Raw genomic sequence first — 24,343 nt, 5'->3', positions numbered from 1 at the left:
TCGATGAAGCTTGAGCGTCACGTCGGCGGGCTCTCGCTCGCGCGCAAGTCCCACTACCTGCGCGCGCGCGGCTGGCAGGAGGACGCGCGCGGCTGGCACAACGCGATCTTCGATCCGGTGCCCCTCAACAAGGCCGTCCACCACCAGCTCACGGATGATCTCAGCCAGGCGCTCTGCAAGCGGGGGTGGCAGGTGGTCGGGTTCTCCGAGCGGGGCTACGTGCAGATGCGAGAAGGCGAGGGCGGCAAGCCGTGCTCCTTGCCGAAGGCGCTGCGCGCACAGGCGCGACATGAGAAGCGATTGGTGGGGGAGCTGACCTACAGCTTGTTCCTCGCGGCGCTGCTCGAGGTCGAGGGTCCCTAGTTCAAGTCCGGCTCCTCCGGGCGCGTCGTGGCGTAGAGTGCGACCGGACCCGAAAGAGAGGAGCAGGGGATGATCAATCGACGGCAGTTCCTGGTGGGAAGCGGCGCGGCGGCGCTCGTCGCAGGAGGCGTGGCTCCCCCTGCGTGGGGCCAGGAGAAGAAGGCCTGGGCGCCCTACAGCGGGACGCTGGCCATCGACGCCTGCGGTGGCTTCGGCCGATTCCCCGGCAACCCGGACGGATCTCTCAACGCGTTGGAACTCGCTGACGCGCGCGAGTCGGGGCTGAGCGCGGTGGTGCTGACGCTGGCGCCCACGGGGCGGTTCCGCTTCCGGGACTCCGCCCTCGAGACGACGATGAAGGAGTTCGCCCATTGGGAGGCGCAGATCGCCGCGCACCCGGACAGCTTCACCGCCGTGCGCACCGGCGCCGATCTGGAGCGTGCGCAGCGCGAGCGCAAGGTCGGGTTGGTCTACGGGTTCCAGGAGTCCTCGCCGATTGGCGAGGATCCCGACCGCATCGGGATCTTCAAGCGCCTGGGCCTGCGCGTGCTCCAGCTCACCCACAACCGGCGCAACCTGGTGGGCGACGGGTGCATGGAGCCGGGCAACGCCGGACTCAGCGAGCTGGGCCTGCAGGTGATCGAGCGCCTCAACGCCGAGAAGGTCCTGGTCGATCTCGCCCACGGCGGGCAGCGCACCGTGCGCGAAGCCATCGCCGCGTCCAAGGCGCCGGTGGTGATCAGCCATTCCGGGTGCCGGGCCTTGTCCAACCTGCCGCGCCTGACCGCCGACGCGGAGCTGAAGGCGATGGCCAATCGCGGTGGCGTTGTTGGCATCCTGTTCTGGCCCTACCTGCGCGAGCAGGGCCAACCGATGGTCGCGGACCTGATTCGCCACATCGAGCATGCGATCAAGGTCTGCGGAGAGGATCACGTCGGCATCGGGAGTGACAACACCTTGTCACCGGTGGACCGCACGCCCGAGTTCGAGAAGGGCAACCTCGAGTTCATGAAGGGGCTGGTCGCGGACGGCGTGCTGACGAAGGGGCGCTCGCCTGAGCTGGTGACCTTCATCCCCGAACTCAACCACGCCCGCCGGTTCGAGACGCTGGGTGCGCTCTTGTCCGCGCGCGGTCACTCCGATGCGCGCATCGCCAAGATCCTGGGCGGCAACTTCGCGCGGGTGATGCGCGAGGTCTGGGGCTAGCGGAGCGCTGGGGTCGGGGGCGCTGGTACCATGGGCGGGTCATGGCCTCGATCCGCCCGTCGCTCCTCGCCTCGCTCTTCCTCTGGCTCCTTGCCTCCAACGCTCAGGCCCAGGCCTACGAACGCGCGCGAATCGACGGGCTGCTCCTCTGTCGGCCCTCGCGGACGTTCACCTATGCCGTGGCCACGTCCCCGGGCCATCCCACCCCGGAGGAGCGAGCCGCGATCCAGGCTGCGGTCAACACCTGGCGCCAGGCCGCCAGTTCCTGCTCGGACCTCGTGTTCGAGCAGACGGCGGATGTGACGGATGGAACGTTGACCTTCGGTGACGGCAGAGCCCTGATCATCATCCGCCCGCGCTTGTGCCGCGACGTCGTCCCCGAGGGACAGGTCTGCAATCCCCACGAGCCCTGTGTCGATGAGTACGGCTGTTGGGCCTTCGGCTCGGACGAAGTCGTCAACGCGTCGGCGACGTTCAGGTACACCACCGGGGAGATCGTCGGCGCCCACATCGCGCTCAATAGCAGCAATGGCACGCTCAGCACGGTGGACAGTCCTCCGTGCGCGCCAGGGACCCACGCTCCCGATTGTGTCTCTGGAGACGTCCAGAGCCTGATGACGCGGTCCATCGGCGAGGCGCTCGGGTTCGCCCTGGTGGATCGCCTGGATTCGACGATGGCGCGCCGCCTGGACTGGGGGGATACCCAGAAGCGCGTCATCGATCCCGGCACGCTCCAGGGGCTCTGTGAGCTCTACCCGCGGGGGCAGCCCACGCCCGGGTGTGCCATTCAGAGCCCACCGGATGCGGGGACGCCGGGAGGTACCGACGGCGGGGTAAACCCTCCCAAGGAGGAGGAGCCCGCGCCCTCCAAGGGCGGCTGTGGCGCCGCTCCGACCGTGCCGCTGCTCGGGGCGCTCGTGCTCTGGCTGGCGGCCCGGCGCCGCCGCTGAGCCGCGTGGCTCAGAGCCCGAAGGTGATGCGGCGCCGGCTGGGCTCCTCTCGCCGCTCCTCGAGGATTCCCATCAGCTCCAGGCCCCGGAGCGTGGCCAGCGTCTCGCGCTCGGAGAGGTCGGTGAGGGTGATGAGGTCCTCCACCGTCTTCGTCCCGTCCGCGTAGGCCAGCAGCAGGGCCTGGGGGCCGCCCAGCTTCAGCTCGTGCAGCCCGTAGGGCGGATCGGCCCTCGGAAAGAGCCGGCGCGTGCGAGGCATCTTCTGCCGCAGCGCCACCAGCGTCTCCAGCTTGAGCACGCCCTCGAGGATGAGATCGCCCGGGAAGATGGACAGCTTCACCAGCCCCGCGCGCTGCAGCCGCATGGGGCTGAAGCCATAGCCGCCGGTGGTCCAGCCGAAGGTGGACCAGATGATCTCCTTCACCTGCTCCTCGACGAGCGCGCGGCGCTTGTCGGCGGTGAGCAGGCCCAGGCGCATCATCGCGTCTCCGGTGCGCAGGCCCTCCTCCTTCGAGAGCGCCGTCACGGCCTGCATGTCGGAGTCGGACATCACGCCCCGGCGCGCGCAGAAGCGGGCGAAGCGCTCGTGGGCCAGGTTGGACGCGGCATACACGGGCTGGCCCGCCTCGAAGTAGACGACCTTGAGGACCTGGCTCTGCTTGAGCTTGAGCTCGCCGTGGTGGCGCGCCTCGTAATAGGCGTTGAGGAGCCGGGGGATGGTGGACTCCTTGATCTCCCCCTCCAGCGTCCACTCCGGCAGGGCGCGGCGGCCCACGCGGGGCAGCTCCGAGGCCTCCTGCTTGTGGCCCTTGGCCCACACCTTCTCGCGCTCCCCGAAGGGCAGGAAGATCTCCGGCTCGGGCGGCTCGTCGGGCACGGGGGGCTCGGTGCCGGAGGGGGTGGCCGCCTCGGCCAGGTCGGCCAGGCCCATGAGCGCCTCGGCCTGTCCCAACACCGCATCCACGGACAGGTCCTCGCTGTCCGGAGGAGGGGGCGGGGACGGCGCGTCCTCGTCCTCGGCGTCGCTCTCGGTGATGGGGGTGATGGCGGGCTGGGTGGCCTCTTCCACCTCCTCGTCCTCGGGCAGCAGCTCCATCAGCTCGAGGATGGCGTCCTCCTCCTGGGCCTCGCGAGGAGGGGGAGGGGGCCTGGCGGTGGAGGGCAGCCCGCACTTCTGCTCCAGCGCATCCAGCAGGGCGTCCAGCTCGAAGGGCTTCTCGAAGAAGGCCCGGGCGCCGTAGAGGCTGGTGGCCTCCCGGGCCAGACGGTCACCCTTGAATACACCGCTGATGGCGATGGCGGGGATGCCGTAGGGCACCAGGGTGGTGAGCAGCTCGGTGCCGCGCATGTCGGGCAGCAGCAGGTCCACCACCACTGCGTCGAACGCCCCAGGGCGCAGCAGGGCGACCGCATCCTCGCCTGTCAGGGCAGCCTGAGCAGAGTGACCGCGGCTCTGGGCCGCCGCCACCATCAGGGAGGCGAGTTCGGGGTTGTCCTCGACGATGAGCAGTCGCGCCATGGGGGGTGGACACCATAGCATCCGCCTCATGGACGTTCAGGGCTTCCACCATGTCGCACTCCAGGCGCGGGACGTGGAGCGGGTGACCGCCTTCTACCGGGACCTGTTGGGCTTTCCCGAGCTGGTCCGGCACCACCGCCCGGACGGCTCCCTGCGGAGCATCTGGGTAGGCGTGCCCGGGGGCGCCTTCCTGGCCATCGAGGCGGTCTCCGGCGCTCTGGAGGAGAGCCCCTTCCGCCACGAGCGGCCGGGGTTGCTGATGCTGGCCTTCCGCATCCCCCGGTCCGCGCGGGCCCAGGCGGTGGAGGCCTTCGCCCGTGCCCAGGTGCCCCTGGACCATGAGACGCGCTGGACCATCTATGTCCGGGACCCGGAGGGCAATCGGGTGGCGCTCAGTCATCATCCGGAGGACTGAACGGAGGACGGAAGTCACCCGTCGCCACGGGTAGCCTTGCGGAAGATGCGCCGCCACGGGTATCAAGCAAGGACATGCGCCTTGGGGAACTGCTCATCCGCGAGAAGCTGATTACGCCCCAGGCGCTGGAGGAGGCGTTGGAGTCCCAGGTCGTCCACGGCGGGCGGCTGGGGACGAACCTGCTGGAGTTGGGGCTGATCGCGGAGCCGGACCTGGCGCGCATGCTGGGCAAGCTGCACGGGTGTGCGCACGCCAGCGGGGAGATGAAGCCAGACGCGCAGGCCCTGGCGCTGGTGGACCTCAACGACGCGGACAACCGGGACTACCTGCCGATGCGGGTGGATGCCACGCGGCTGAGCCTCGCGGTGATGAACCCGACGGACTACACGATGCTGGATTCGCTCGGGTTCCAGACGGGCAAGCGCGTGGTGCCGGTGGTCATCCCCGAGTTCCGGATGCACCAGCTGTTGCGCCGCTACTGCAAGGCGTTCAGGCCCCTGCGGGCCATCGACATGAACGCCATGCAGAAGCCCAAGCCCCAGCCGCTCCAGAAGCTGGAGTCGCTGGGAGCTTCGGGAGAGGTGTCCCGGTCCTCCAACAAGTCGACGGAGCTCATCAGCGAGGAGGAGTTCCAGTCGGTCTACGCCCAGGCGCTCACGGGCGGCGCGCGGTCCGACTCGCTGATGCAGCTCCTCGAGGAGGAAGAGGAGATCATCACCGGCGAGGTGGTGGCCGAGGAGCTGGAGGAAGAGGTCATCACCGGCGAGGTGGTGGAGGAGGCGCCCCCCGAGGTGTACGCGCCCCCGCCGGAGGCTCCTCCCGCGCGTCCGACGATGCAGATGTGGGCGGTGCCGAGCGCGCCCGAGGCCTACGCGGAGGCGATGCAGGCGGTCGCCCAGCAGCCCGTGCCGGACTATTCGTTGCCGCCGGTGGAACAGCCGGTGGCGCCGTATGCGCCTCCCCCGGTGGCGCAGCCGGAGGTTCCCCAGGAGCTTCCCTTCATCCCCGCGCCGGTGGAGCCGCCGGCGCGCCGGCCCACCGCGAGCTTCATCCCCGTACCGACGGAAAACGCCCAGGCCCGGCCGCCCCCGGCCGCGCCCGCGCTGCCCCCCGTGGCCCCGGTGGTTCCGCCGGTCGCTCCGCCTCCGCAGGCGCAGGGGCCTCAGGCCGCGAGGCCCGCCGCCGCGCCTGGGAAGGTCGCCGCCCGTCGTCCGGGCGTGGCCAAGCCGGCGGCTCTCAAGCCGCTCACCTTCGCCGATGCCCAGGCGCAGCTCGCCAAGAGCCTGGACCGCGAGGATGTGGCCACCACGGTGCTGCGCTTCGCGGTGGGCAAGTGGCGCCGGTGCCTGCTGCTGTCCGTGCAGGGCAGCCTCGTGACGGGCTGGCACGGCATGGGGCGCGGGGTGCGCGATGCCGCGGTGCGGCGGATTGGTGTCGCGCTGCGCCCGCAGAACACCTTCCGGCTGGTGCGGGACACGCGCTCGCACTACGTGGGCCCGGTCCGCCGGGACACGGCGATGAACGTCTTCTACCGGTTGCTGGGGGCGGACAAGCAGCCCGAGCCGACCTACCCGAAGACGTCGGTCATCCTCCCGCTGCTGGTGCGCGGCAAGGTGGTGCATCTGCTGTACCTCGACAACGGCCCGGACCAGCTCACGCCGCCGGACGTGGGCGAGCTGCTCATCCTGGCGCAGAGCGTGGGCCGCTCGTACGAGGCGATGATTCGCCGCCGCAAGAGCGCCTGAACCCGTGGGAATCGAGGGCTTGTACCAGGCCCTTCCGGAGGGCTGTGAGTTGCTGGCCCGGGCCATCCGGGACCCCGCGTTCGCAGAGCCCTTCAGCGTGGCCAACTGGATACCGGGGAACCCCCAATGGTTGAAGTGGGGAGGGGCCTGGGCGGAGTGCGCGCGGGAGTTGTCGAAGCTGTGTGAAACCCACTCAGGGCTGGAGCGGCGCAGGTTCGACGTGGGGCCCCGGTGGGACGTGCTCCATTACCTGCTGTCCGAGGCACGCCGGGAGGGCCACTTCGACAGAGACGACTGGGGTACGCACGCCCTCCGAGGCGCCGCCGCGTTGGCCAGTCACCTCGCCGGGGGACAGGGAATCCCCCTGCGCTACTCCCGTCCGGAGATCGTCCAGGTCATCGCGGAGCACTTGGGCCCCATGACCGAAGAGGACCTGCGTCGGACGTGGGAGCCCGCGCGGATGGAGGCGCAGGCCGTCTACAAGTTCTGGGCGGACCGCGCGGGCGAGGACGAGTGGGGCTGGACGGTGGAGGCCTTTCGCGGCCTGCAAGCCTTCTATCGACAGGTGGCGAGTCACCGGGAAGGGGTGCTGGTGACTCGCGATTAAGGCGGGGCCCGTCGAGGCTTCAGCGCACCGGCTCGACCACCATGGCGCTGCCTCCCCCGCGGCGTTGGGGCTCGGCCACGGCGGTGAGGGTGCCGTCCGGGTTGAAGCGGATGGCGGTGAGCGCGCCGATGGGGTTCGCCTCCGTGAAGGTGTGCCCCTTCGCCTGGAGCGCCGCTGCCTCGGGGGAGGCGATGAACTCCGGTTCGGCATGGCTCTTCCCATCCGGCACGTTGCTCTGGGAGACGCGCGGCGCCGCCACCGCCTCCAGCAGAGGCATGTGGAGATCCAGGTGGTAGACGAGCGTCTGCAGCACCGTGGTGATGATGCTGCTGCCACCGGGGCTCCCGAGCGCGAGAACTGGCACGCCGTCCTTGAACACCAACGTCGGGGTCATGCTGCTGCGCGGCCGCTTGCCGGCCTCGGGGATGTTGGCGTGGGGCGTGGCAGGACTCGGTGGCACGTCGAAGTCCGTCATCTCGTTGTTGAGCAGGAAGCCGTAGCCGGGCACCACGATGCCGCTGCCGCCTTCCGCCTCGATGGTGCACGTGTACGCGACGATGTTGCCCGCCTTGTCCGCAGTGGTGATGTGCGTGGTCTCCCGGTGGGGCACGTCCAGCACCGAGGGCGGGAGCGCCGGCAGGCGCTGCGCGAGGGGCGGAAGGGTGCTGGGGTCCTGCTGATACGCGAACGGATTGCCCGCGCGCGCCGCGCCCGGAGCCGCCTTCGCCGGATCGAGCGCCTTGCTCCGCTCGGCCGCATACTCCTTGGAGAGCAGCCCCGCCACGGGCACGTCCACGTACTCCGGGTCGGCCACGTAGGCGTTGCGGTCCGCGAAGGCCAGACGCGAGGCTTCGAGGTAGCGGTGGAGCATCTCCGCCCGGTTCGGCGAGGCCGGCGACGTTGCCTCCAGGATGTTCAGGGCCAGGCCCAGCGTGAGCCCTCCACTGGTGGGCGCGCCCATGCCGTAGAGCGTGTAGCCCCGGTAGGTGCTCTTTACCGGCTCGCGGATGCGCGCCTCGTAGTCCGCCAGGTCCGACAGCTTCATCACCCCCGCGCGGACCGGGTGCGCGGCCCCGGGCGACATGGGAGGCCGAGTCACCGTCTCCACGATGGCCCGTGCGAGCTCGCCTCGGTAGAAGGCCTGGCTGCCGCCCTGGGCCACCAGCCGGTACGTCTTCGCCATGCCCGGGTTGGTGAAGGTGGCACCGACAGGGAGGGGTTGGCCCTGGGCGGGCAGGAAGAGGCTGGCCGAGCTGGTGAACAGCTTGAAGCGCTCGGCGTTGCGCGTGGTCTGGTCGAAGAAGAACGGGTCCACCTCGAAGCCCTGCTCAGCGACGCGGATGCCCGGCTGGAGCACCTCTTTGAGCCCGCGGGTACCGTAACGCGCCAGGGCGGTCTCCCAGCCCCGCACCATGCCGGGCACTCCGGCCGAAAGGCCGCTGGTCATCACCTCGAGCGTGGGGATGGGCACACCCGCCTCATAGAAGAGCTCCCGGCGGAGCTGGCGGGGAGCGGCCTCGCGGTGCTCCACGGTGACGACGCGCTGCTCGCCGGCCAGGTAGATGACCATCAACCCACCCCCGCCAATGCCGCAGGAGTAGAGGTCCGTCACGCTGAGCACGCCCGCGGCGGCGACGGCCGCGTCGACGGCATTGCCTCCATCCTTGAGGATCTCGATGGCCGCCGCGGTGGCGCGCACATCGATCGTCGCCGCCGCGCCGCCGCGCCCAGTGGCTTGGGGCTGGAACGCGGTGGCGGAGGTAGCACCGGAGGCCGCCTTGTCGTGGCTGCAGCTGGCAACGAGCAGCAGCCCGGTACACGCGGCGATGAGGAGTCTGCGCATGCTCCGCACCCTACCGGAACCGAGCCCTTCGCGGCGGCTCAGTCCATCAGCTGCTGCGCCAAGTAAACATAGTGCAGCGCCCACCGCCGCGCGTTCATCACCGGGTCGGCATCGTTGGAGTGACCGCCGTCGGTGTTCTCGTAATAGAGGTACGGCAGCCCCATGGCCTCGAGCCGCGCCGCGAACTTGCGCGCGTGGCCGGGGTGGACGCGGTCATCCTTCGTGTTGGTGGTGATGTACGGCTTGGGGTAGCGCACGCCCTCCTTGAGGTTCTGGTAGGCGGAGTACTTCGAGATGAACGCCGCCTCCTCGGGCACCTCGGGGTTGCCGTACTCGCTGACCCAGGACGCGCCCGCCGGCAGCTTCGTGTAGCGCATCATGTCGATGAGCGGGCTCTCGATGACCACCGCGTTGAAGAGCTCGGGGTGCTGCGTCATCGACACGCTGGTGAGCACACCTCCGTTGGAGCGTCCATAGATGCCGATGCGGCGCGGCGAGCTGATCTTCCGGCGCACCAGGTCCTCGACGACGGCGGCGAAGTCATCGAAGGACTTCTGCCGGTTCTCGCGCAGCACCGACTGGTGCCAGCGGGGGCCGAACTCGCCGCCGCCGCGGATGTTGGCGATGACATAGACGCCGCCGTGCTCCAGCCAGAGCTTGCCCACCTCGGGCAGGTAGACGGGCGGCTTGGAGACCTGGAAGCCGCCATAGCCGTAGACGATGGCCGGCGCGGCGCCCGTGGGCTTCTGGGCCTTGGGCCGGACGACGAAGTAGGGCACCCGGGTGCCGTCCTTGGACGGGGTCCAGAACTGCTCGACCTTGTGGGTCGACGCCTGGAAGCGCGCGGGCAGGGCCTTGGCCTTCTTCACGGTGGTGGCCGCGGCATCCGCGAGCCACAGCGTCGTCGGCTCGAGGAACCCCTGGGACTCCACGAACAGCCGGTCATGCGCCGAGGAAGCCGCGACGATGCCGACCGAGGCGTTCTTGGGCAACGCGAGGCGCTTGTGGCTCCAGCGGCCCTTGGCCCAGGTGTAGACATCGGTGGCGCCCTTCACGTCCTCGTACACGTTGACGACGAGCTTGTTGCGCGTCCCCGCCACGCTCTCGATGGCCTGGCGAGGCCCGGGCTGGAGCAGCAGCGTCGGCTTCAGCTGGGCGGGGTTCGCCTTCAGCGCGGCGAGCTCGAGGGCGAACACCGCCCCCTGCTTGAGCTGCCCCCAGTCCTCCTGGAGGGTGAAGATGAGCTGCCCCGCGACGAAGGTCTGGAAGGACGTCTTCTTTGGCAGGGCCAGCGGGACGGGCGCCGCGTCCGTGAGCAGGAAGAATTCGTCCTCGAAGAAGTTGATGCCACGGGTGAGGAGCACCGCCTGGAGCCGGCCCTCGGCGTCCCGCAGCTCGATGGGGCCGACCCGCACATCCGACTTCTTTCCCCGGAACACCTCGGTGGCCTGCTCCAGGGGCGTTCCGCGCTTCCAGCGCTTGAGCACGTAGGGGTAGCCGGACTCGGTAAGGGTGTCACCGCCCCAATCCCGCCCGACGAGCAGGGTGTCCGTGTCGAGCCATGTGGCGGAATGCTTGCCCTCGGGGATCTGGAAGCCGTCCTTTAGGAAGGTCTTCGAGACGGCGTCGAACTCGCGCACCTCGGCCGCGTCCTTGCCGCCGTTGGAGAGGCGCACCAGGCACAGCCGGTCCTCGGGGGGCAGGCATTGAGCGCCCTTGAAGATCCAGTTGCCGCCCTCGGCCTTGGCCAGCGCGTCGATGTCGAGCACCGTCTGCCACTCGGGGCTCGGGCTCAGGTAGCTGTCGAGCGACGTGTGCCGCCACAGGCCGCGCGGGTTCTGGCGGTCCTGCCAGAAGTTGTCCACGCCGCCCGCCCGGAAGAGAGGCTTCGGGATGCGATCGTTGGCGGTGAGGAGTTCCAGCGCCTGGGTGCGGAAGGGCTCGAAGCGAGTGTCCTTCTCCAGCACTGCCAGTGTGCGCGCGTTTTGCGCACCGACCCACTCGAGGGCCTTCTGGCCCTGCACGTCCTCGAGCCAGAGGAAGGGATCATCCGCCGCCCATGAGACGGAGGCGGTCAACACCAGGGCCAACACTGAGGGGATACGCGCGAAATGCATTCCCCTCACATAACGGCCAGCCCGCCCGCTGAGAAGCGCTTCCTCGGACGCGGTGCCTGCTCGGAGGCTTCCTGCCACCGAGCTCAGGGCTCTTCTTCCGGCTCCTCGAAGTCCACCGTGAAGGTGACGCGCTGGGTCGCATCGAGCTGGAAGGACTTGGTCCACCGCGCCGAGCCCACGGTGACGACGAGCCGGTGGTAGCCCTCGTAGAGGTCCAGCTCCTCGACAGGAGTGGTGCCCACCTTGCGCCCGTCGACCTGGACGATGGAGCCCTCGGGCCCACGAATGGTGACGAAGCCCTTGTTCAAGTAGAAGCGCTGCGTGGTGCGGCCCGTGAGGTTCACGGTGACCGAGCGCGCCGTCTGGATGCCCAGCGCCGGGTTGCTCAGGGAGAGCACGTGACGGCCCGCGGGCATCGGCGCCGTCAGCGGCGTGCGGCCGAGCACTCCGCCATCCGACAAGAGGATGTCCACGCGCGGATCGACGATCAGCTCGAGTTCCGTTCCGGCATCCACGCCGCCATCCGCGACGCCGGCATCTGGCGCCTCGCCCGCGTCAGGCATCGCCAGCGGATCGATGGGCGCGGGGCCCGGGGTGAGAGAGGCCAGGGAGACACCCGCGTCGCCCGCTTCGGAGGAGAAGGAGTAGTCACCGGGCAGCTTCCCTCGCCACACCACGACCGCCGCCGCCGCGCTGACCAGGGCGAGCGCGCCAATCACGAGCGGGAGGCGCGAGCGCTGCGAGGCGGGCGCGCTGGGCGCGGGAGCCACGGGTACGTTGGGCGCGGGAGCAGCGGCCACGGGGGCGCTGACGGCGGCAGTGGCCGCGGGCACGGGAGCGGGAACAGGCGCGGGCGCGGAGGCCCGAACCGGAGTCGCCGGAAGCTCCGCCGTTCGGGTCGGGGACTTCGGCGCCGGAACCGGAGCGGCCTTCGGCGCGGGTGCGGAGGGCGCTGCCTCGGGAGCAGGGCGGTGCGGCTGCGCGGAGGGGACCACGGTGGGCCAGTTCGCCTCCGAGCGCCGCAGCGCCTGCTCCATTCCGAGCGAGATCACCTGAGCCCGTGCCGCGCGCGCCGTCTCCTTCACCGGGAACAACCGGTTCATGAAGACGGAGAGCACGTCCTGCTGGGGCAGATCGCCCATGGCCGCCACGAGCGCATCGCGCATCGCGAGCGCGGAGGGGTAGCGCTCGTTGGCGCGCTTGGCGGTGGCCTTCTGCACCACCGCGTCGAGCTCCTTGGGGATGTTGGGAGGCAGGTGCGGCAGCGCCTCGGTGAGGGTGGCGGTGTCCGCGTCCTTGGCGTCCTTGAAGGGCACCTTGCCGGTGAGGCACTCGTAGAGCACGAGGCCCAGCAGGAACACGTCGGTCTGGATGTTGACGGCCTCGCGACCGCCCAGCAGCTGCTCGGGCGCGCTGTACTTGCGCCGGTTGCGCACGCGGCGCCCGCCGCGCTCCCGAGGCGCCACGCCCAGCGCGCCGTAGCCCGTCACCTTGCACACGCCCTGGAAGGAGATGATCAGCGTCTCCGGGCGCAGGTCGCCGTGGACCAATGGCGAGCCATCGTCATTGCCCGCCATGTGCGCGTAGTGCGCGCCCATGGCCGCGTCCGCCACCAGCCGCGCGGCCAGCGGAGGAGGAATGCGCGGAGTCACCTCCAGCACGCGGCGCAGCGACTCGCCGTCGGCGTACTCGGTGACGCGCGCCAGGCCTTGCTCCAGTGACACCAGGCCATGCACGCGCAGGATGTTGGGGTGCTCGAAGACGACGGCACGCTGTGTCTCGCGGCGCAGCTTGTCCGTCAGGTCCGCGTCCTGCGCGACCTCCGGTGGTGCCCAGATGAGCACCACGGGGTGGGGCGCGACGCCATCCTCGAGCGCCAGCCCGAGGAACGCGCGAGAGCCCTCGCCAGACATCAAGGGACCGAGGGGCTGATAGCTGACCTGACTCATGCGGTGATCATGCTAGAGGCGTTGGCCTTGGAACGGGAGGGTGATGTGGTAGCCATATCGCCCCCGGCGGACGAGCAACAAGACGCTACGCCCCCGTCGCGCCGTGAGCAGGGCCTCTCGGAAGCTGTCCGAGTTGGCGACCTGCTGGTTGTTCACCCGAAGGATCACATCCCCGGCAACCAGGCCCACCTCCTCGGCCGCGGAGCCGGGACGGACGGCGGACAGGGCCATGCCGCCGCCGCGAGCCTCCTTCACTCGAAGTCCGAGTCGCTCCCACGCGAGCGTCTCGATCATCCGAGTGGGGAACTCCACGGGTGTCACCTGGAGTGTGCGCAGTCCGCCCTGGCGGAAGACGGTGAGCGGGAAGGCGGAGCGGGCCGGATAGCCACGCACGCGGGTGTCGAAGTCATCGGCATCCGAGACGCGAGAGCCGCCCATCTCCGCCAGCACGTCCCCGCGCTGCACGCCTGCCTGCTCAGCGGGGCTGCCAGGCTCGACGGCGGCCACCAGCGCGCCGTAGGTGCGATCCCATCCGACTTGACTCGCCACCTGAGGGGCCAGATCCAGCGCCTCGATGCCCACCCACGCCGGGCGCACCTTCCCGAAGCGCGTGAGTTCCTCGACGATGCGGCGCACCTTGTCGGCGGGGATCGCGAAGCCGATGCCCTGCGCGCTGGCGAAGATGGCGGTGTTGATGCCGATGATCTCTCCGTCCACGTTGAGCAGCGGGCCGCCCGAGTTGCCTGGGTTGATGGCCGCGTCCGTCTGCACGAAGTCGTTGTAGACGCGCCCGTCCTCGGCGCGGAACGTGCGGCCCACGGCGGACACCACGCCCGCCGTCACCGTCTTCGACAGGCCGAAGGGGCTGCCGATGGCGACCACCGTCTCGCCGATCATCAGATCCGAGCTCGTGCCCAGCTTCGCGGTGGGCAGCGGCTCCCGGGCGCTCACCTTGAGCACCGCCAGATCATTGCCCGCGTCGCTGCCGAGCACCTCCGCGTCCAGCGTGCGCCCGTCCTCCAGGACGACGTGGATGGCGGAGGCCCCGCGGATGACGTGCTCGTTGGTGACGATGATGCCGGAGGCGTCGATGATGGCGCCGCTGCCGAGCCCCTGCACCCGCCGCCGCTGCGGCTGCTCGTACCCGCCGAAGAAGTCCTCCAGCGGGGAGCGCCGGCCGCGGAAGCGCGACTCCACCTCCTGCTCGGTGCCGATATAGACGACCGCGGGGGAGACCTTCTGCACCACCTCCACCACCGCATCCCGCCGCCGCGCCTGGTCCGCCTGGGCGACGGAGGCCAGCAACACTCCGGTCAGAACCCACCACCTCATACCTGAGAGCCTCATTCCGTACCTCCTGCGCAAGGACGATGTCCTGCGCGAGACGAAGGGACTGTCGGGAAACGGTCAGGATTCCCGAGCCCACCTGGAACCGATGTACGGCCTTTTAATAGATCAATGGCATGGCCAGGTGGGCGTGGGTTGGGGTCCCGCGCTGGCGTCGAGGAGTGGCGGCATGAGTCTCGTCCTGGTGGCGGACGACGAACCTGCGGTGCTCGAGGTCTTGAGCCAGGTCGTCGAGGACCTGGGGCACGATGTGGTTCGTGCTCGGGATGGCGAGGAGGCGCTAGGACTGGCGCGAGCCCGGCGGCCGCATCTGGTGGTGACGGACCACATGATGCCGCGGCTGAGCGGGGTGGAGCTCTGCCGGCAATTGCGCGGAGACGACGTCCTCAAGGACGTGCCCGTCATTTTGCTGAGCGCGGTGCTGCCGAACGGCGCGCCCGAGGCCTCCGCGTTCCTGCACAAGCCTTTCGAGATCAATGACTTCGAGTCGCTGATTCGCCAGTCGCTGGCGCACGTGCCGCAGCGCAGGCCGGCGCAGGACGCTCCCTCGGTGGAGGAGGTGGGCCACTGGGTGGCGCAGACGCTGCAGGTGCCGCTGGCGGCGGCGCGTGAGCAGCTCCAGCGGTTGCAGGAGACGCCCGCGGTGGACGCGGGGGCGCTGGCGGCGCTGGGAGCGCAGCTGCGCTCGATGGAGTTCCTGGGCCGGAGTCTGCACGAGGCGGCGCGGCTCGCGGCGGGCAATGTGACGCTGCAGCCGGCGGAGGAGGACCTGACGCCGCACTTGCGCCACGTGGTGGAGGGCTGGAGGGCGCAGGTACCCGCGCTGCCCTTCAAGCTCCTGGTGCCCCCGGAGCCGGTGGAGCTGCGCTTCGATCCGGAGCGGCTCCGCCAGGTGTTCGACGCGCTGCTGGCGAACGCGGTGCATCACGGCGCGGGGCAGGGCGAGGTGCGGGTGGAGCTGAACGCCTCGAAGACGCTGGTGACGGTGCGGGTGCGGGACGAGGGCGCGGGCTTCTCGGAGCAGGATCTGCCGCGCCTCTTCGCGCCGTTCCAGGTCCGTGCCGACAGCGGCACGGGGCTAGGGCTCTATGTGGCCTCGGAGCTGGCGCGCCTGCACGGAGGCGCGCTGTCGGTGGAGTCCCGGATGGGCAGGGGCTCCACCTTCAGCCTGTTGCTGCCGCGCTGATCAGGCGCGCTGCGACTTCAGCATCCAGCCGATCATCTTGTAGAGCAGCCGGGCGCCCACGTTGCCGTCCCACTCGCCGCCGTCGGGAGCCGGGGCCACCTCGGTGAGATCGAAGCCGACGATGGTGCGCCCCGAGCGGACCACGCCGGCGATGAGGGCGTTGGCCTCGGGGAAGGAGAGGCCGCCGGGCACGGGCGTGCCGGTGTGGGGGCAGAGCACCGGGTCCAGTCCGTCGATGTCGAAGGACAGGTACACGTGCTCGGGGAGCTGGGCGACGATCTCGTCCACCTGGCGGTTCCAGGGCACTCCGTCGAAGCGCTTGTTCTGCAGGGTGGAGTCGAAGAAGGCGCGCACGCGGCCGCCGGAGTCCTCGATGAGCTGGTGCTCCTCCTGGCTCATGTCGCGGATGGCGACCTGGACGAGCGACTTCACGCCAGGAATGCGCTTCACCACGTTGTACATGATGGAGGCGTGGGACCAGGTGAAGCCCTCGTAGGCCTTGCGCAGGTCGGCGTGCGCGTCGAGGTGGAGCACGCCCAGGCCGGGGTACTTCTCGGCGTGGGCCTGGATGATGCCGTAGGAGATGGAGTGGTCTCCGCCGACGGCGCCCACGCGCTTGCCCTTCTCGAGCCACTGCTGGGTGGTGCGGTAGACGACGTCGTTCATCTTCTCGCAGAGCGCGTTGACCTCATCGGCGGCCGCTCGCAGCTCGGCGTTGGCGGGGTCCACGCCGCCCGCCTCGATGACGAGCTGGGCGCGCTCCTTGGCGCGGGTGTTCCAGGCGCGCAGGTCCTCGGACTCGGGGAGCATGGCGATGCCGCGTTCGTAGGGGCGGCCGGTCTCCACGTCGAAGAGGTCCACCTGGCGGCTGGCGTCGAGGACGGCGGCGGGGCCCTCGGAGGTGCCACCGCCGTAGCTGGTGGTGGCCTCGAAGGGGACGGGGACGAGGACGACGTGGGCCTCATCGGCGGAGTGGGGGAGGCCGAAGATGCCGGAGTCGGCGGGGGCGGCGGCGCTGGGATCGAAGTGGGTAGCCATGGCGCGGCGCAGGATATGGAGCTGGCCATGCTTGGCAACGGTCTTCGAGGGGTGCTCGCTCGCTCGGTGAGCCCATGGGTACACTGCGCCCGCCGTATCACTCGGCCCTGAGGGGGGTACACATGCGAAGGACGCGGATGAAGGGTGGCCTGGGACTCGTGCTGCTCACGGCGCTGGTGGGCTGTGGAGACGAGGAGGCGGCTCCGCTACAGATCCAGACGATCCAGCTGGTGGAGCGCGCGGCCTCGGACGCGGTGGTGGACAACGAGCCGGCGGGGGACTCCGCGGGCGATGTGCTGACCTTCTCGAACCTGTTGTTCGACGCGACGAATACGACGCAGATGGGCACGGACCAGGGGTACTGCGTGCGCATGGTGGCGGGCGAGTCCTGGGAGTGTACGTGGACCGCCTTTCTGAGTGACGGGCAGCTCACGGTGTCGGGGCCCTTCTATGATCGAAAGGGCTCGGTGCTCGCGATTACCGGAGGCACGGGCGCGTTCAAGGGCGCCCACGGCCAGATGCAGCTCGAGTTTCGGGACTCGCCGACGCAGGAATACACCTTCATCTACCAGGTGCTGTTGTCCCAGTAGCGCGTGAGGGGGCTCAGTCCCAGCGCAGGACGACCTTGCCCACGGTCTCGTTGCTCGCCATGCGAGTGAGGGCTTCCCGGATGTCTCGCATGGGTACCACGGCGTCGATGACGGGCTTGAGGGCCCCCGAGCGGAACAGCGGCAGCAGGTGACGCTCGGCCGCCTGTGCTAGCGCGATCTTCTCTTCCAGCGGGCGGCTGCGAAGCACCGTGCCGGTGATGCGCAGCCGCTTCATGAGGATGACCCCCAGGGGGAGCTGGGCCTTGTTGCCCGCGACCAACCCCACGAGCATGACCCGGCCCTGCGGCGCGAGCGCCTCCAGCGTCTCCGGGACATAGTCCCCGCCCACCAGATCCAGCGCGAGATCAGCGCCTCGGCCTCCCGTGGCTTCGCGGACGGCCTCGGCGAAGCGCGGCGGCGTTCCCTCCACGTGGATGGTCCGCTCGACCCCCCACTCGCGCGTGCGCTCCAGCTTCGCGGCGTTGCGACCGGTGCCCACCACGCGAACCCCCATTGCCCGGCACAGGAGCGCCGCCGCGGAGCCCACGCCGCTGGCCACCGCATGCACGAGCACCGTCTCTCCGGTCCGCATTCCGCCCTGGAGCACGAGCGCATCGAAGGCGGTGAGGTACACCTCGGGCAGCGCGGCGGCGTCGGTGAAGTCCATGCCCTCCGGCATGGGGAGCACCTCGCGCTCGTGGACGGTGAGCTGTTCGGCCCAGGCACCTCCGCCTACCAGGCCCATCACCCGATCGCCTGGCCGGAAGCGGCGCGCGCGCGGGCCCACGGCGAGGACCTCTCCCGCGTATTCCAGGCCGGGGATGTCTTGGGGCACGTCAGGCGGTGGCGCGTAGTGGCCTTTGATCTGGAGCAGGTCCGCGCGGTTGAGCGCCGTGGCGCGCACGCGGATGAGCAACTCGGAGGGACCTGGCGTGAGGTCCGGGCGAGCTTCGGGAGCGAGGACCTCGGGACCGCCAGCGCCAGTGGTGCGGAAGACTTGCATGGGAACCTCGTCCGAGAGACGGCTTGGGCCTTGGTTCAGCTACTCCATCCTGGAGGGCAGTGCCATGGCCACCGTCACCACCGGGCCGAGGACCCGCGCGACCGAGGTGACGACCTCGGAGAGCTGCTCGGGCCGGCCTTCCGGCAGGCTGTTGCGGAAACGTGCCCACTTCTCAAGGCTCCAGGGGCTCTGTCCGAACTCACCCGCGACCAGTCGGGAGGTGAGTTCGAGTGAGTCGCCGCGCGAGTCGAAAGCCAGGCGCAGCGCCCGGGGCAGCAGCGCCGCATCGAGCGGGGCGTGCCTGGCCAGCAGGTAGACGTCGAAGAGATCCTTGGGGCGGAAGCGTCCAGGACCTCGCTCGAAGAGGCCATGGACCTTCCAGGCGAACAGCGTCTCGGGCCGGCAGGCGAGGACGCGGGCGGCGGTGCCCTCTTCGAGCGGATGGTCCATCCACATCGCGGGAGGGTCCATGGGATCGCCGAAGCCGGTGTCGATCCGCAGCTCCAAGGGTTGCTCGGTGTCGCGCAGGGCCACCTCGACGAAGACGCGCATTCCCGGGAAGGCTGTCTCGGCCCAGATCACCTCGGAGCGCAGCGCACCGAAGCGCATCCCATCTTCGACCTCCACGCGGCAGAGGGACTCGAGCCTCGCGACCGTCGCCGCCGCGTCGAAGGGAAAGCGGGCCAGGAAGTCGATGTCCTCCACCGGTCGAGGCACCGAGCCGCTCCACAGGCGCATCATCATCCCGCCCCGGAGGATGAGCTCCTCCGCCACGGGCGAGCGGGCAAGGCGCCGGAGCAGGCCCATGGCCGCGGCGAGCACGGGAGGCGTGGGATTCACGTCAGCACCTCGCCCCAGCCCCGATCGAGCCCCTGGTTCGAGTCGTAGACCGTGTATTCGCGCAGCGGGTAGGAGAGGGGCAGCTCCGTCTCCGCCAGCTCCCGCAGCAGCGCCGTGAAGCGCGCGTCGGCATTCGCCCGACCCAGGCCGCGAATGCGCAGCGTGACGAAGCGCTCGGAGGCACCGTCCGCCCGTACCTTGCGCGCGTTGCGCGACAGGTGCGCGCCATGCCGCTCACAGCGAGCCCGCAGCGCCTCCAGGTCCGCGCCCACCGAGGGGAGCGTCACCTTCACGTGGAACTCGAAGTAGTTCGCCGGCTGGGCCTTCGCCGCCGCATCCTCCTCGGGGATGTCGCGGTTGGTGCCCAGCGCCTCGATCTTGAGCCGCGTCACATCGAAGCCGTCGGCCGCCAGGGAGCGCGCGAACGTCTGCACCTCGTCCAGCGCCTGCCGGAGCGGCCCGTGGTGGTACGAGGCCGTCATCGGCTGGAAGCGAACCGCTCCCTGGCCCAGCTCGATGAAGATGCACTTGACCCCCGCGGCGCCGCAGAAGGCACGGAAGCGCTCGAGGTCCTCCTCCGAACGCGTCGCGATCGTCACATGGGCCTCATAGGGGCCACCGATCGAATGCTCCCGAAGCCGGTCCGCCAGCTCCAGGTAGGGCCGGTGGCGCATGTTGAGGAAGAACTTCTGTTGCGCCATCTCTCCGAGCGTGCGCGCATAGCCGTCGGGCAGCCAGGCGGGATCCCAGCCGTAGCCCCCATCGCCACGGGGTGCCGCGAGCAACGTGCCCTCGATGGAGCCCTCGAAGACCGAGACGTGCTCCGCGACGCCGTCCTCCGAGAACGCCACGGCCACCCGAACCCGGCCTCGGCAGCCCCCATGGGTCGCCAGGAAGGCCTGCTCGCCTTGCGCGAGCCACTGCTTCTTGAAGCGGGCCCCGGTGAAGGAGGCCACGCCGTCCAACTCGAGCGCCGTGGTCTCGACGAAGCACGGAGCCCCCAGCGCCTGCCAGGCCGCCAGCACCTTGCGACGGGCCAGGGCGGCCAGGTCGATCGGTCCCTGCTCCGGCGCGGCGGGCTCGAGCCCGGGGAGGGCGAGCTTCCGCCAGACGATGTCGAGGCCGGAGAGGAGCCGGGAGATCTCCTCGGCCTTGTATTGGTTGCCAGTGACGAAGAAGGCGCGTGGCATGCGTGAGGGGCTCCTTGCGGCCTACGACGCCTCCGGGCGCCAGTTCCAGACGGACGGGAGCCCGGTGTTCTCGGGGAGCAGGCTGCCGTCGATCTTGTCGGGCCGCACGTACTTCGCCAGGAAGTCCACGCGGACCGTCTCGCCCACGCGCCGCTCCACCCGCCAGACCGCGCCTTCGACGGGATCCACCGCACCGTGGAAGCCGCCGCCGCGCAGCCGCTCCATCGCCGCCTCGATGCTCAACGCGCCACCCTCGTGGACGAGCCCTGGTGTCACGAAGCCACCGGCGCGAGCGCGCTCCACCAGCTCGCGCCAGGGGAGCCGCTCGCGCTCCCGCATCAGATCGAAGCAGACGAAGGGCTCGTGCGGCAGCGCGTACCGCGTGCCATGGGCCAGGGCGAGCCACTCTCCAACGAGCCGCTCGCCGGGCTGGAGGATGGCGAGGAAGCGGTCCGCGTTCGCGGCGACCCACGCGGCCCAGAGCCGGCGCGCTTCGTTGGGAGAGTGCGCGGCGAGCCGACCCTCTCGACCGAGCGCGACGAGCGTGTCTCCCAAGCGCGCGGCGGCCACACAGGAGCCGTCGAGTTTCTCGAGCACCACCACGTGCTCGGCCCCATCGCGCGCCGTGTCGGTACAGCGCCGCGCGAGCCCGGGAGCGAGGTGTCGATCCGCGGGGCCGGTACGAGAGCCTGGAAGGTGCGGGATGGAGCCGTAGGCCTTTCCACCGAGCGGGCGAAACTCCGGATCAGGACCGAGGCGCACCCCGTGAAGCTAACACCGAAAGGGCGGGTGCCGGCTCAGCGCTCGCTGAACACCAGCGGGAGCTCGAGCCGGAGCACGGGCGTCTGAGAGGGCGGGAACCTCGCCGCCTCCATTCGGGCGATCAGGCACTTCGCCAGCTCAGGTGCCAGAGAGGTGGGCTCGGAGATCCGGATGTCATACACCTCTCCGGAGTTCTTGAGGCTCATCTGGAGCTTCACCCGACGGCTCGGGGGAATGTCGGTGCTGAACTTCTCTCCACATGCGAGCAGCCTCTCGCGGTGTTTCCTGAAGACCCGGTCGATCTCTCTCTGGCTGAGCTTGGCGGGGATCTTGGGCTTCGCCACGGGCTCCGGGGTCGGCTCCGGAGCAGGAGTGGCCGGCGGCGGAGTCGGCTGCGCCACGGGCGCGGTGGGGAGAGCTGGAGGGGCAGGCGGAGGCGTTTCCACCGGAGACGCCGGGATCGCGACAGGCGGAGCCGTGACGGAGAGCGCCGGAGCGGGCGTGCGGAACAGGAAGTACCAGGCCGCGCCTCCGCCCAACGCCAGGAGCACCACCGCGACCAGCGCCCCAATGGCCACGGGCACGGCCATGCTCTGGCGGGGAGGGGTGGCAGGGACGGGCGCCGGAAGCGGCTGCCGGTCGGTGGACGGACGCGCTGGCGCGGCGGGGCTGGAGCCCTCGCCCGGATCCGTCGGTCGGACCAGCGTCTTCTCGTACCCGATGCGCTCGTCCTGAGGCGGCGGAGGCGTGGGTACGCGGATCGCGGCGAGCTCGGTGAGCGAGGGGATCTTCGTCTTGTTCGCCACCTCGACAGGTCCGAACAGGCCCTGCATGTACTGGGCGAGGTGGGAGATGCCTGAGACCGAAGGCGTCGAGCGGAGGAAGTCCTCCAGGTCCGCCCGCATCGCGGAGGCACTCGCGTAGCGATCGTCGGCCTGCCGCTCCAGCGCCTTCATGACGATCCGGTCGAGCGCTGGAGGAATGTCCGGACGCAGCGTGCTGGGCGGAGGGATGGGCTGGGCCATCAGCGCCAGCAACACGCCGATCTCGTGGTCCCGCTCGAACACCCGGCGCCCGGTGAGCAGCTCATGGAAGGTGATGCCCAGCGAGAACAGATCGCTGCGCGCGTCGATCGACTCGCCCCGGGCCTGCTCGGGGGACATGTATCCCCACTTGCCCTTCAGGAGCCCGGGCTGGGTCTGGGTCATCCGGGAGGAGGCCTTGGCGATCCCGAAGTCCAGCACCTTCACGGTGCCCTGGTAGGTGACGAAGATGTTCGAGGGGGAGACGTCCCGGTGGACGAGCCCCACGGACTGGCCCTGCTCCTGGTAGCCGTGGGCGAACTCCAGCCCCTCGAGCGCCGAGAGGATGATTCGCGCGGCGACCGGAATGGGGATGGCCTCGCCCTTGTGGCGCGAGCAGCCGATCAGCGAATCCAGATCCTCTCCCGCGAGGTACTCCATGCAGATGAAGTAGCGATCGTCGGCCACGCCGAGATCGGTGATCTGCACGATGTTCGGATGGTGCAGCCGCGCCGCCAGCCGCGCCTCGTCCAGGAACATCGAGATGAAGTCCTGGTTCTTGGAGAGGTGATCGAGCATGCACTTGATCACCACGTCGCGTTCGAAGCCCTCGGCGCCGATCTGCTTGGCGAGGTAGAGCTCGGCCATGCCTCCTTCGGCGAGCTTGCGGAAGAGCAGGTACTGGCCGAAGCGGCGCGGAGCGGCCGGCCGGGTGAGGGGAATGACGCCTGAGGATGGAACTCCGCTCACCTGTCGCTCCGGAGGTTGCGCACCCAGTATGCCTCACCCTGGTCCGACAGCAGGCGGAACACCAGGACCTGGGCGGAGGGCAGGCGTTGGGAGAACCGGCCCTTGGCATCGAGCGCCACGGGTTGGCCGTTGACGGACAGGCGTGAGCCCACGGGAGCGACTCCCTCCAAGGGCACGTCGCCCCGTCCGACGCGCTCCCCAGGCTTGGGACGGCTGATGGCCAGCCCGCGCCGCGCGTTGTCGTACACCAGCTCGAGCTTGTTCATCCGTCCGCCGGAGAGCTCCTCGCCCCCCGCGCCCAGCGCCGCCACGTACCAGAGATAGTTCCCCTCGCCGAGCGCGCCCGGCTCCAGCGTGAACTCCGTCCGGCTCGCCGCCCGCTCCAGCAACGGCCGCTGCGGATCGTTGGCGCGGAAGATGCGGAACCGGTAGGAGCGGGCTCCCTCGCGGGCATCGAAGTTGAAGTGCAGCGAAGGGGCCGCGCCCTGGAAGTAGATGGAGGCCTTGAGCCCCGTCTCGAGGACCTCGGCTCGGGGGCTCTTTCCGGACAGGGAGGAGAGGCCTCGGTCGGGCTGGAAGCGCGCGGACCCCTGGGCGCGCGGGGTGCCATCCTCCGAGAGGAAGCGCCAGTGCAGCTCGCCCTTGGCGGGAGGCGCGATCCGCACCCAGTTCTCGCCCACGCGCCCCGCCAGGAGCGGCTCACGGAAGGCCGGCTCTCCTGCCACCTCCACGCGCAGCGGCCCGCTGGTCGCCTCGGGGACGCGGATCCCCGCCTCGGAGACGGTGTCCGAGAAGACGCGCACCTTCGCGTTCGCGGGCAGCACCAGCGCCGGGGTCGTGTCCGGGGCTCCCTGCTGTGCCGCCGTCGCCGAGCGGTTCACTCCTTCTCCCGCCTTGAGGACGGTGCTCTTCCCATCCGCCAGCAGCTCGACCTGACCGGTGAGGACCGTCACGCGGGAGCCCTCCTGAGGGTGGCTTACCGAGATCGCGCTCTGCTCGTTGACTTTGAGCTCCACCGAGCCCTGGGCGTCGGTGAGCTTCAGGGAGTGCTGTCCCGGCGCGAACTGGAGCTGCGCCTTTCCTCGGCTGAGCTGAAGGGCATAGGAGCGCTGCTCGCCCTGACGGGAGGCCGCGGTGAGCGTCCCCGCGGTGTCCCCCTCCAGATTCACCTGCAACTCGCTGGAGGACAGACGCGCAGTGGCCTGCGCGGGGACCTCGAAGGACGCGCCAGCGCCCAGCTCGCGCGGCTGATCGGAGGAGACCTCGGTGAAGGCGGCCTGCTGGGAGTCCCGCACGCGCGCCTTTCCGTTCTGGGACTTGAGCACGAACACGATCTCCGTCGCGCGCATGAACGGGATTTCTTCCGCCTGCTTGGGTTTGCGCACGGGGAGCTCGAGCTCCTGCGCCACCACCAGGGGGATGGTCTCTCCCTCGGGGTCAATGACGCGGATCTCTCCGTACTCCAGGGTCAGGCGCGGCCTGGCGGAGCGGAGATCCAGCACCAGCTCCGAGGCGGTGATGAGCTCCGCCCGGCCAAAGCGCCCCGTGACGGTGAGCCCCGTCTCGGCGTCCTTTGGCGCGGTGGAGACGATGCGGCCTTCCTCCAGCTCCAGCGTGAGGGCTCCCGGCGTGCCGTTGATGCGGAAGCGGCTGTTCTCGCTCACCTGCACTTCGACGCCGTTGACGTAGCGCACCTTCGCCGCGCTCGTGGGCCCGGTCACCAGGGTGTCGCCCTGGTACAGGGGTTGGTTCAGGGCTCCTGGACGGGTCTCCACGCCGTGCTGCACGGAGACCTGTCCTTGTACCTGGGTGAGCGTCGCCAGCCCGGGCGCGACAGGGTCCTTCTTGCAGGCCCAGAGCAGCAGCAACAGCGGGAGCGTGAGGGACAGGGCGCGCAAGGC

20 protein-coding genes are annotated in these 24,343 nt (G+C 70.0%); 8 read left to right on the top strand and 12 right to left on the bottom strand.

The window, feature by feature from the left end:
- Positions 1 to 3: 3 nt before the first annotated feature.
- The 3 genes from SYV04_RS39715 to SYV04_RS39705 all read left to right on the top strand — a co-directional run bounded on the left by SYV04_RS39715 (position 4) and on the right by SYV04_RS39705 (position 2,519).
- Positions 4 to 363: a hypothetical protein gene (locus SYV04_RS39715; RefSeq protein ID WP_321551294.1), complete on the top strand. Its 360-nt coding sequence runs from the start codon at positions 4 to 6 to the stop codon at positions 361 to 363.
- Between the two features lie 69 nt (positions 364 to 432).
- Positions 433 to 1,569, top strand: a complete 1,137-nt coding sequence (locus SYV04_RS39710; protein WP_321551293.1) for a dipeptidase — start codon at positions 433 to 435, stop codon at positions 1,567 to 1,569.
- A 41-nt stretch (positions 1,570 to 1,610) separates the two neighbouring features.
- On the top strand, positions 1,611 to 2,519 hold the full coding sequence (locus SYV04_RS39705) for an MYXO-CTERM-anchored inactivated metalloprotease (protein ID WP_321551292.1): 909 nt from the start codon (positions 1,611 to 1,613) through the stop codon (positions 2,517 to 2,519).
- Positions 2,520 to 2,529: 10 nt separating this feature from the next.
- On the opposite strand, the gene SYV04_RS39700 is transcribed toward SYV04_RS39705, so the two are convergent.
- The gene (locus SYV04_RS39700; protein WP_321551291.1) at positions 2,530 to 4,038 is read right to left on the bottom strand and encodes a response regulator; all 1,509 of its coding nucleotides are present in this window, start codon (positions 4,036 to 4,038) and stop codon (positions 2,530 to 2,532) included.
- Between the two features lie 28 nt (positions 4,039 to 4,066).
- On the opposite strand from SYV04_RS39700, the gene SYV04_RS39695 reads away from it, so the two are divergent.
- The 3 genes from SYV04_RS39695 to SYV04_RS39685 all read left to right on the top strand — a co-directional run bounded on the left by SYV04_RS39695 (position 4,067) and on the right by SYV04_RS39685 (position 6,805).
- Positions 4,067 to 4,453 (top strand): VOC family protein, encoded by a 387-nt coding sequence (locus SYV04_RS39695; protein WP_321551290.1) that lies wholly within the window; start codon positions 4,067 to 4,069, stop codon positions 4,451 to 4,453.
- 74 nt (positions 4,454 to 4,527) lie between these two features.
- A complete protein-coding gene (locus tag SYV04_RS39690; RefSeq protein ID WP_321551289.1) occupies positions 4,528 to 6,198 on the top strand; it encodes a cyclic di-GMP-binding domain-containing protein, MshE-related in 1,671 nt (556 codons plus the stop codon).
- Between the two features lie 4 nt (positions 6,199 to 6,202).
- The gene (locus SYV04_RS39685; RefSeq protein WP_321551288.1) at positions 6,203 to 6,805 is read left to right on the top strand and encodes a DUF1877 family protein; all 603 of its coding nucleotides are present in this window, start codon (positions 6,203 to 6,205) and stop codon (positions 6,803 to 6,805) included.
- Between the two features lie 19 nt (positions 6,806 to 6,824).
- On the opposite strand, the gene ggt is transcribed toward SYV04_RS39685, so the two are convergent.
- The 4 genes from ggt to SYV04_RS39665 form a co-directional block, all read right to left on the bottom strand.
- Complete coding sequence (ggt, locus tag SYV04_RS39680) at positions 6,825 to 8,648, bottom strand: gamma-glutamyltransferase (protein ID WP_321551287.1); 1,824 nt, start codon at positions 8,646 to 8,648, stop codon at positions 6,825 to 6,827.
- 38 nt (positions 8,649 to 8,686) lie between these two features.
- Positions 8,687 to 10,765 (bottom strand): prolyl oligopeptidase family serine peptidase, encoded by a 2,079-nt coding sequence (locus tag SYV04_RS39675; RefSeq protein ID WP_321551286.1) that lies wholly within the window; start codon positions 10,763 to 10,765, stop codon positions 8,687 to 8,689.
- A gap of 83 nt (positions 10,766 to 10,848) precedes the next feature.
- Positions 10,849 to 12,714: a serine/threonine-protein kinase gene (locus SYV04_RS39670; protein ID WP_321551285.1), complete on the bottom strand. Its 1,866-nt coding sequence runs from the start codon at positions 12,712 to 12,714 to the stop codon at positions 10,849 to 10,851.
- A gap of 12 nt (positions 12,715 to 12,726) precedes the next feature.
- Entirely contained in the window at positions 12,727 to 14,061 is a 1,335-nt protein-coding gene (locus tag SYV04_RS39665) for a trypsin-like peptidase domain-containing protein (RefSeq protein ID WP_321551284.1), read from the bottom strand.
- Between the two features lie 169 nt (positions 14,062 to 14,230).
- Between SYV04_RS39665 and SYV04_RS39660 the strand changes: the two genes are divergently transcribed.
- Positions 14,231 to 15,247, top strand: a complete 1,017-nt coding sequence (locus SYV04_RS39660; protein WP_321551283.1) for an ATP-binding response regulator — start codon at positions 14,231 to 14,233, stop codon at positions 15,245 to 15,247.
- On the opposite strand, the gene SYV04_RS39655 is transcribed toward SYV04_RS39660, so the two are convergent.
- Entirely contained in the window at positions 15,248 to 16,285 is a 1,038-nt protein-coding gene (locus tag SYV04_RS39655; protein WP_321551282.1) for an agmatinase family protein, read from the bottom strand. It lies immediately after the preceding gene.
- Between the two features lie 122 nt (positions 16,286 to 16,407).
- On the opposite strand from SYV04_RS39655, the gene SYV04_RS39650 reads away from it, so the two are divergent.
- Positions 16,408 to 16,875, top strand: coding sequence for an allene oxide cyclase family protein (locus SYV04_RS39650; RefSeq protein ID WP_321551281.1), 468 nt, complete (start codon positions 16,408 to 16,410; stop codon positions 16,873 to 16,875).
- 13 nt (positions 16,876 to 16,888) lie between these two features.
- Here SYV04_RS39650 and SYV04_RS39645 read toward each other — a convergent pair whose 3' ends face one another.
- From SYV04_RS39645 to SYV04_RS39620, 6 genes are read right to left on the bottom strand one after another with little or no spacing between them, the layout of a single operon-like run.
- Positions 16,889 to 17,878, bottom strand: a complete 990-nt coding sequence (locus tag SYV04_RS39645) for an NAD(P)H-quinone oxidoreductase (RefSeq protein WP_321551280.1) — start codon at positions 17,876 to 17,878, stop codon at positions 16,889 to 16,891.
- A 39-nt stretch (positions 17,879 to 17,917) separates the two neighbouring features.
- Positions 17,918 to 18,718: a nucleotidyl transferase AbiEii/AbiGii toxin family protein gene (locus SYV04_RS39640; protein ID WP_321551279.1), complete on the bottom strand. Its 801-nt coding sequence runs from the start codon at positions 18,716 to 18,718 to the stop codon at positions 17,918 to 17,920.
- On the bottom strand, positions 18,715 to 19,908 hold the full coding sequence (locus tag SYV04_RS39635) for a non-canonical purine NTP pyrophosphatase (protein WP_321551278.1): 1,194 nt from the start codon (positions 19,906 to 19,908) through the stop codon (positions 18,715 to 18,717). Before SYV04_RS39635 ends, SYV04_RS39640 begins: the two co-directional genes overlap by 4 nt.
- 21 nt (positions 19,909 to 19,929) lie before the next feature.
- A complete protein-coding gene (locus tag SYV04_RS39630; protein WP_321551277.1) occupies positions 19,930 to 20,670 on the bottom strand; it encodes an RNA ligase family protein in 741 nt (246 codons plus the stop codon).
- 35 nt (positions 20,671 to 20,705) lie between these two features.
- The gene (locus SYV04_RS39625) at positions 20,706 to 22,442 is read right to left on the bottom strand and encodes a protein kinase domain-containing protein (protein ID WP_321551276.1); all 1,737 of its coding nucleotides are present in this window, start codon (positions 22,440 to 22,442) and stop codon (positions 20,706 to 20,708) included.
- Positions 22,439 to 24,340, bottom strand: a complete 1,902-nt coding sequence (locus SYV04_RS39620; RefSeq protein WP_321551275.1) for a FecR domain-containing protein — start codon at positions 24,338 to 24,340, stop codon at positions 22,439 to 22,441. Before SYV04_RS39620 ends, SYV04_RS39625 begins: the two co-directional genes overlap by 4 nt.
- Positions 24,341 to 24,343 lie beyond the last annotated feature (3 nt).

This window comes from Hyalangium ruber (assembly GCF_034259325.1).
GTDB classification, from domain to species: Bacteria; Myxococcota; Myxococcia; order Myxococcales; family Myxococcaceae; genus Hyalangium_A; species Hyalangium_A rubrum.
This window is presented reverse-complemented; position numbering and strand designations above follow the sequence as displayed.

What these genes read in the sequence shown, in the direction of transcription:
- SYV04_RS39695 (WP_321551290.1), top strand. Translation starts at nt 4,067, where the DNA reads ATGGACGTTCAGGGCTTCCACCATGTCGCACTCCAGGCGCGGGACGTG.
- SYV04_RS39675 (WP_321551286.1), bottom strand. Translation starts at nt 10,765, where the DNA reads ATGCATTTCGCGCGTATCCCCTCAGTGTTGGCCCTGGTGTTGACCGCC.
- SYV04_RS39700 (WP_321551291.1), bottom strand. Translation starts at nt 4,038, where the DNA reads ATGGCGCGACTGCTCATCGTCGAGGACAACCCCGAACTCGCCTCCCTG.
- SYV04_RS39660 (WP_321551283.1), top strand. Translation starts at nt 14,231, where the DNA reads ATGAGTCTCGTCCTGGTGGCGGACGACGAACCTGCGGTGCTCGAGGTC.
- SYV04_RS39705 (WP_321551292.1), top strand. Translation starts at nt 1,611, where the DNA reads ATGGCCTCGATCCGCCCGTCGCTCCTCGCCTCGCTCTTCCTCTGGCTC.
- SYV04_RS39650 (WP_321551281.1), top strand. Translation starts at nt 16,408, where the DNA reads ATGCGAAGGACGCGGATGAAGGGTGGCCTGGGACTCGTGCTGCTCACG.
- ggt (WP_321551287.1), bottom strand. Translation starts at nt 8,648, where the DNA reads ATGCGCAGACTCCTCATCGCCGCGTGTACCGGGCTGCTGCTCGTTGCC.
- SYV04_RS39635 (WP_321551278.1), bottom strand. Translation starts at nt 19,908, where the DNA reads ATGCCACGCGCCTTCTTCGTCACTGGCAACCAATACAAGGCCGAGGAG.
- SYV04_RS39655 (WP_321551282.1), bottom strand. Translation starts at nt 16,285, where the DNA reads ATGGCTACCCACTTCGATCCCAGCGCCGCCGCCCCCGCCGACTCCGGC.
- SYV04_RS39710 (WP_321551293.1), top strand. Translation starts at nt 433, where the DNA reads ATGATCAATCGACGGCAGTTCCTGGTGGGAAGCGGCGCGGCGGCGCTC.
- SYV04_RS39670 (WP_321551285.1), bottom strand. Translation starts at nt 12,714, where the DNA reads ATGAGTCAGGTCAGCTATCAGCCCCTCGGTCCCTTGATGTCTGGCGAG.
- SYV04_RS39715 (WP_321551294.1), top strand. Translation starts at nt 4, where the DNA reads ATGAAGCTTGAGCGTCACGTCGGCGGGCTCTCGCTCGCGCGCAAGTCC.
- SYV04_RS39665 (WP_321551284.1), bottom strand. Translation starts at nt 14,061, where the DNA reads ATGAGGCTCTCAGGTATGAGGTGGTGGGTTCTGACCGGAGTGTTGCTG.
- SYV04_RS39690 (WP_321551289.1), top strand. Translation starts at nt 4,528, where the DNA reads ATGCGCCTTGGGGAACTGCTCATCCGCGAGAAGCTGATTACGCCCCAG.
- SYV04_RS39645 (WP_321551280.1), bottom strand. Translation starts at nt 17,878, where the DNA reads ATGCAAGTCTTCCGCACCACTGGCGCTGGCGGTCCCGAGGTCCTCGCT.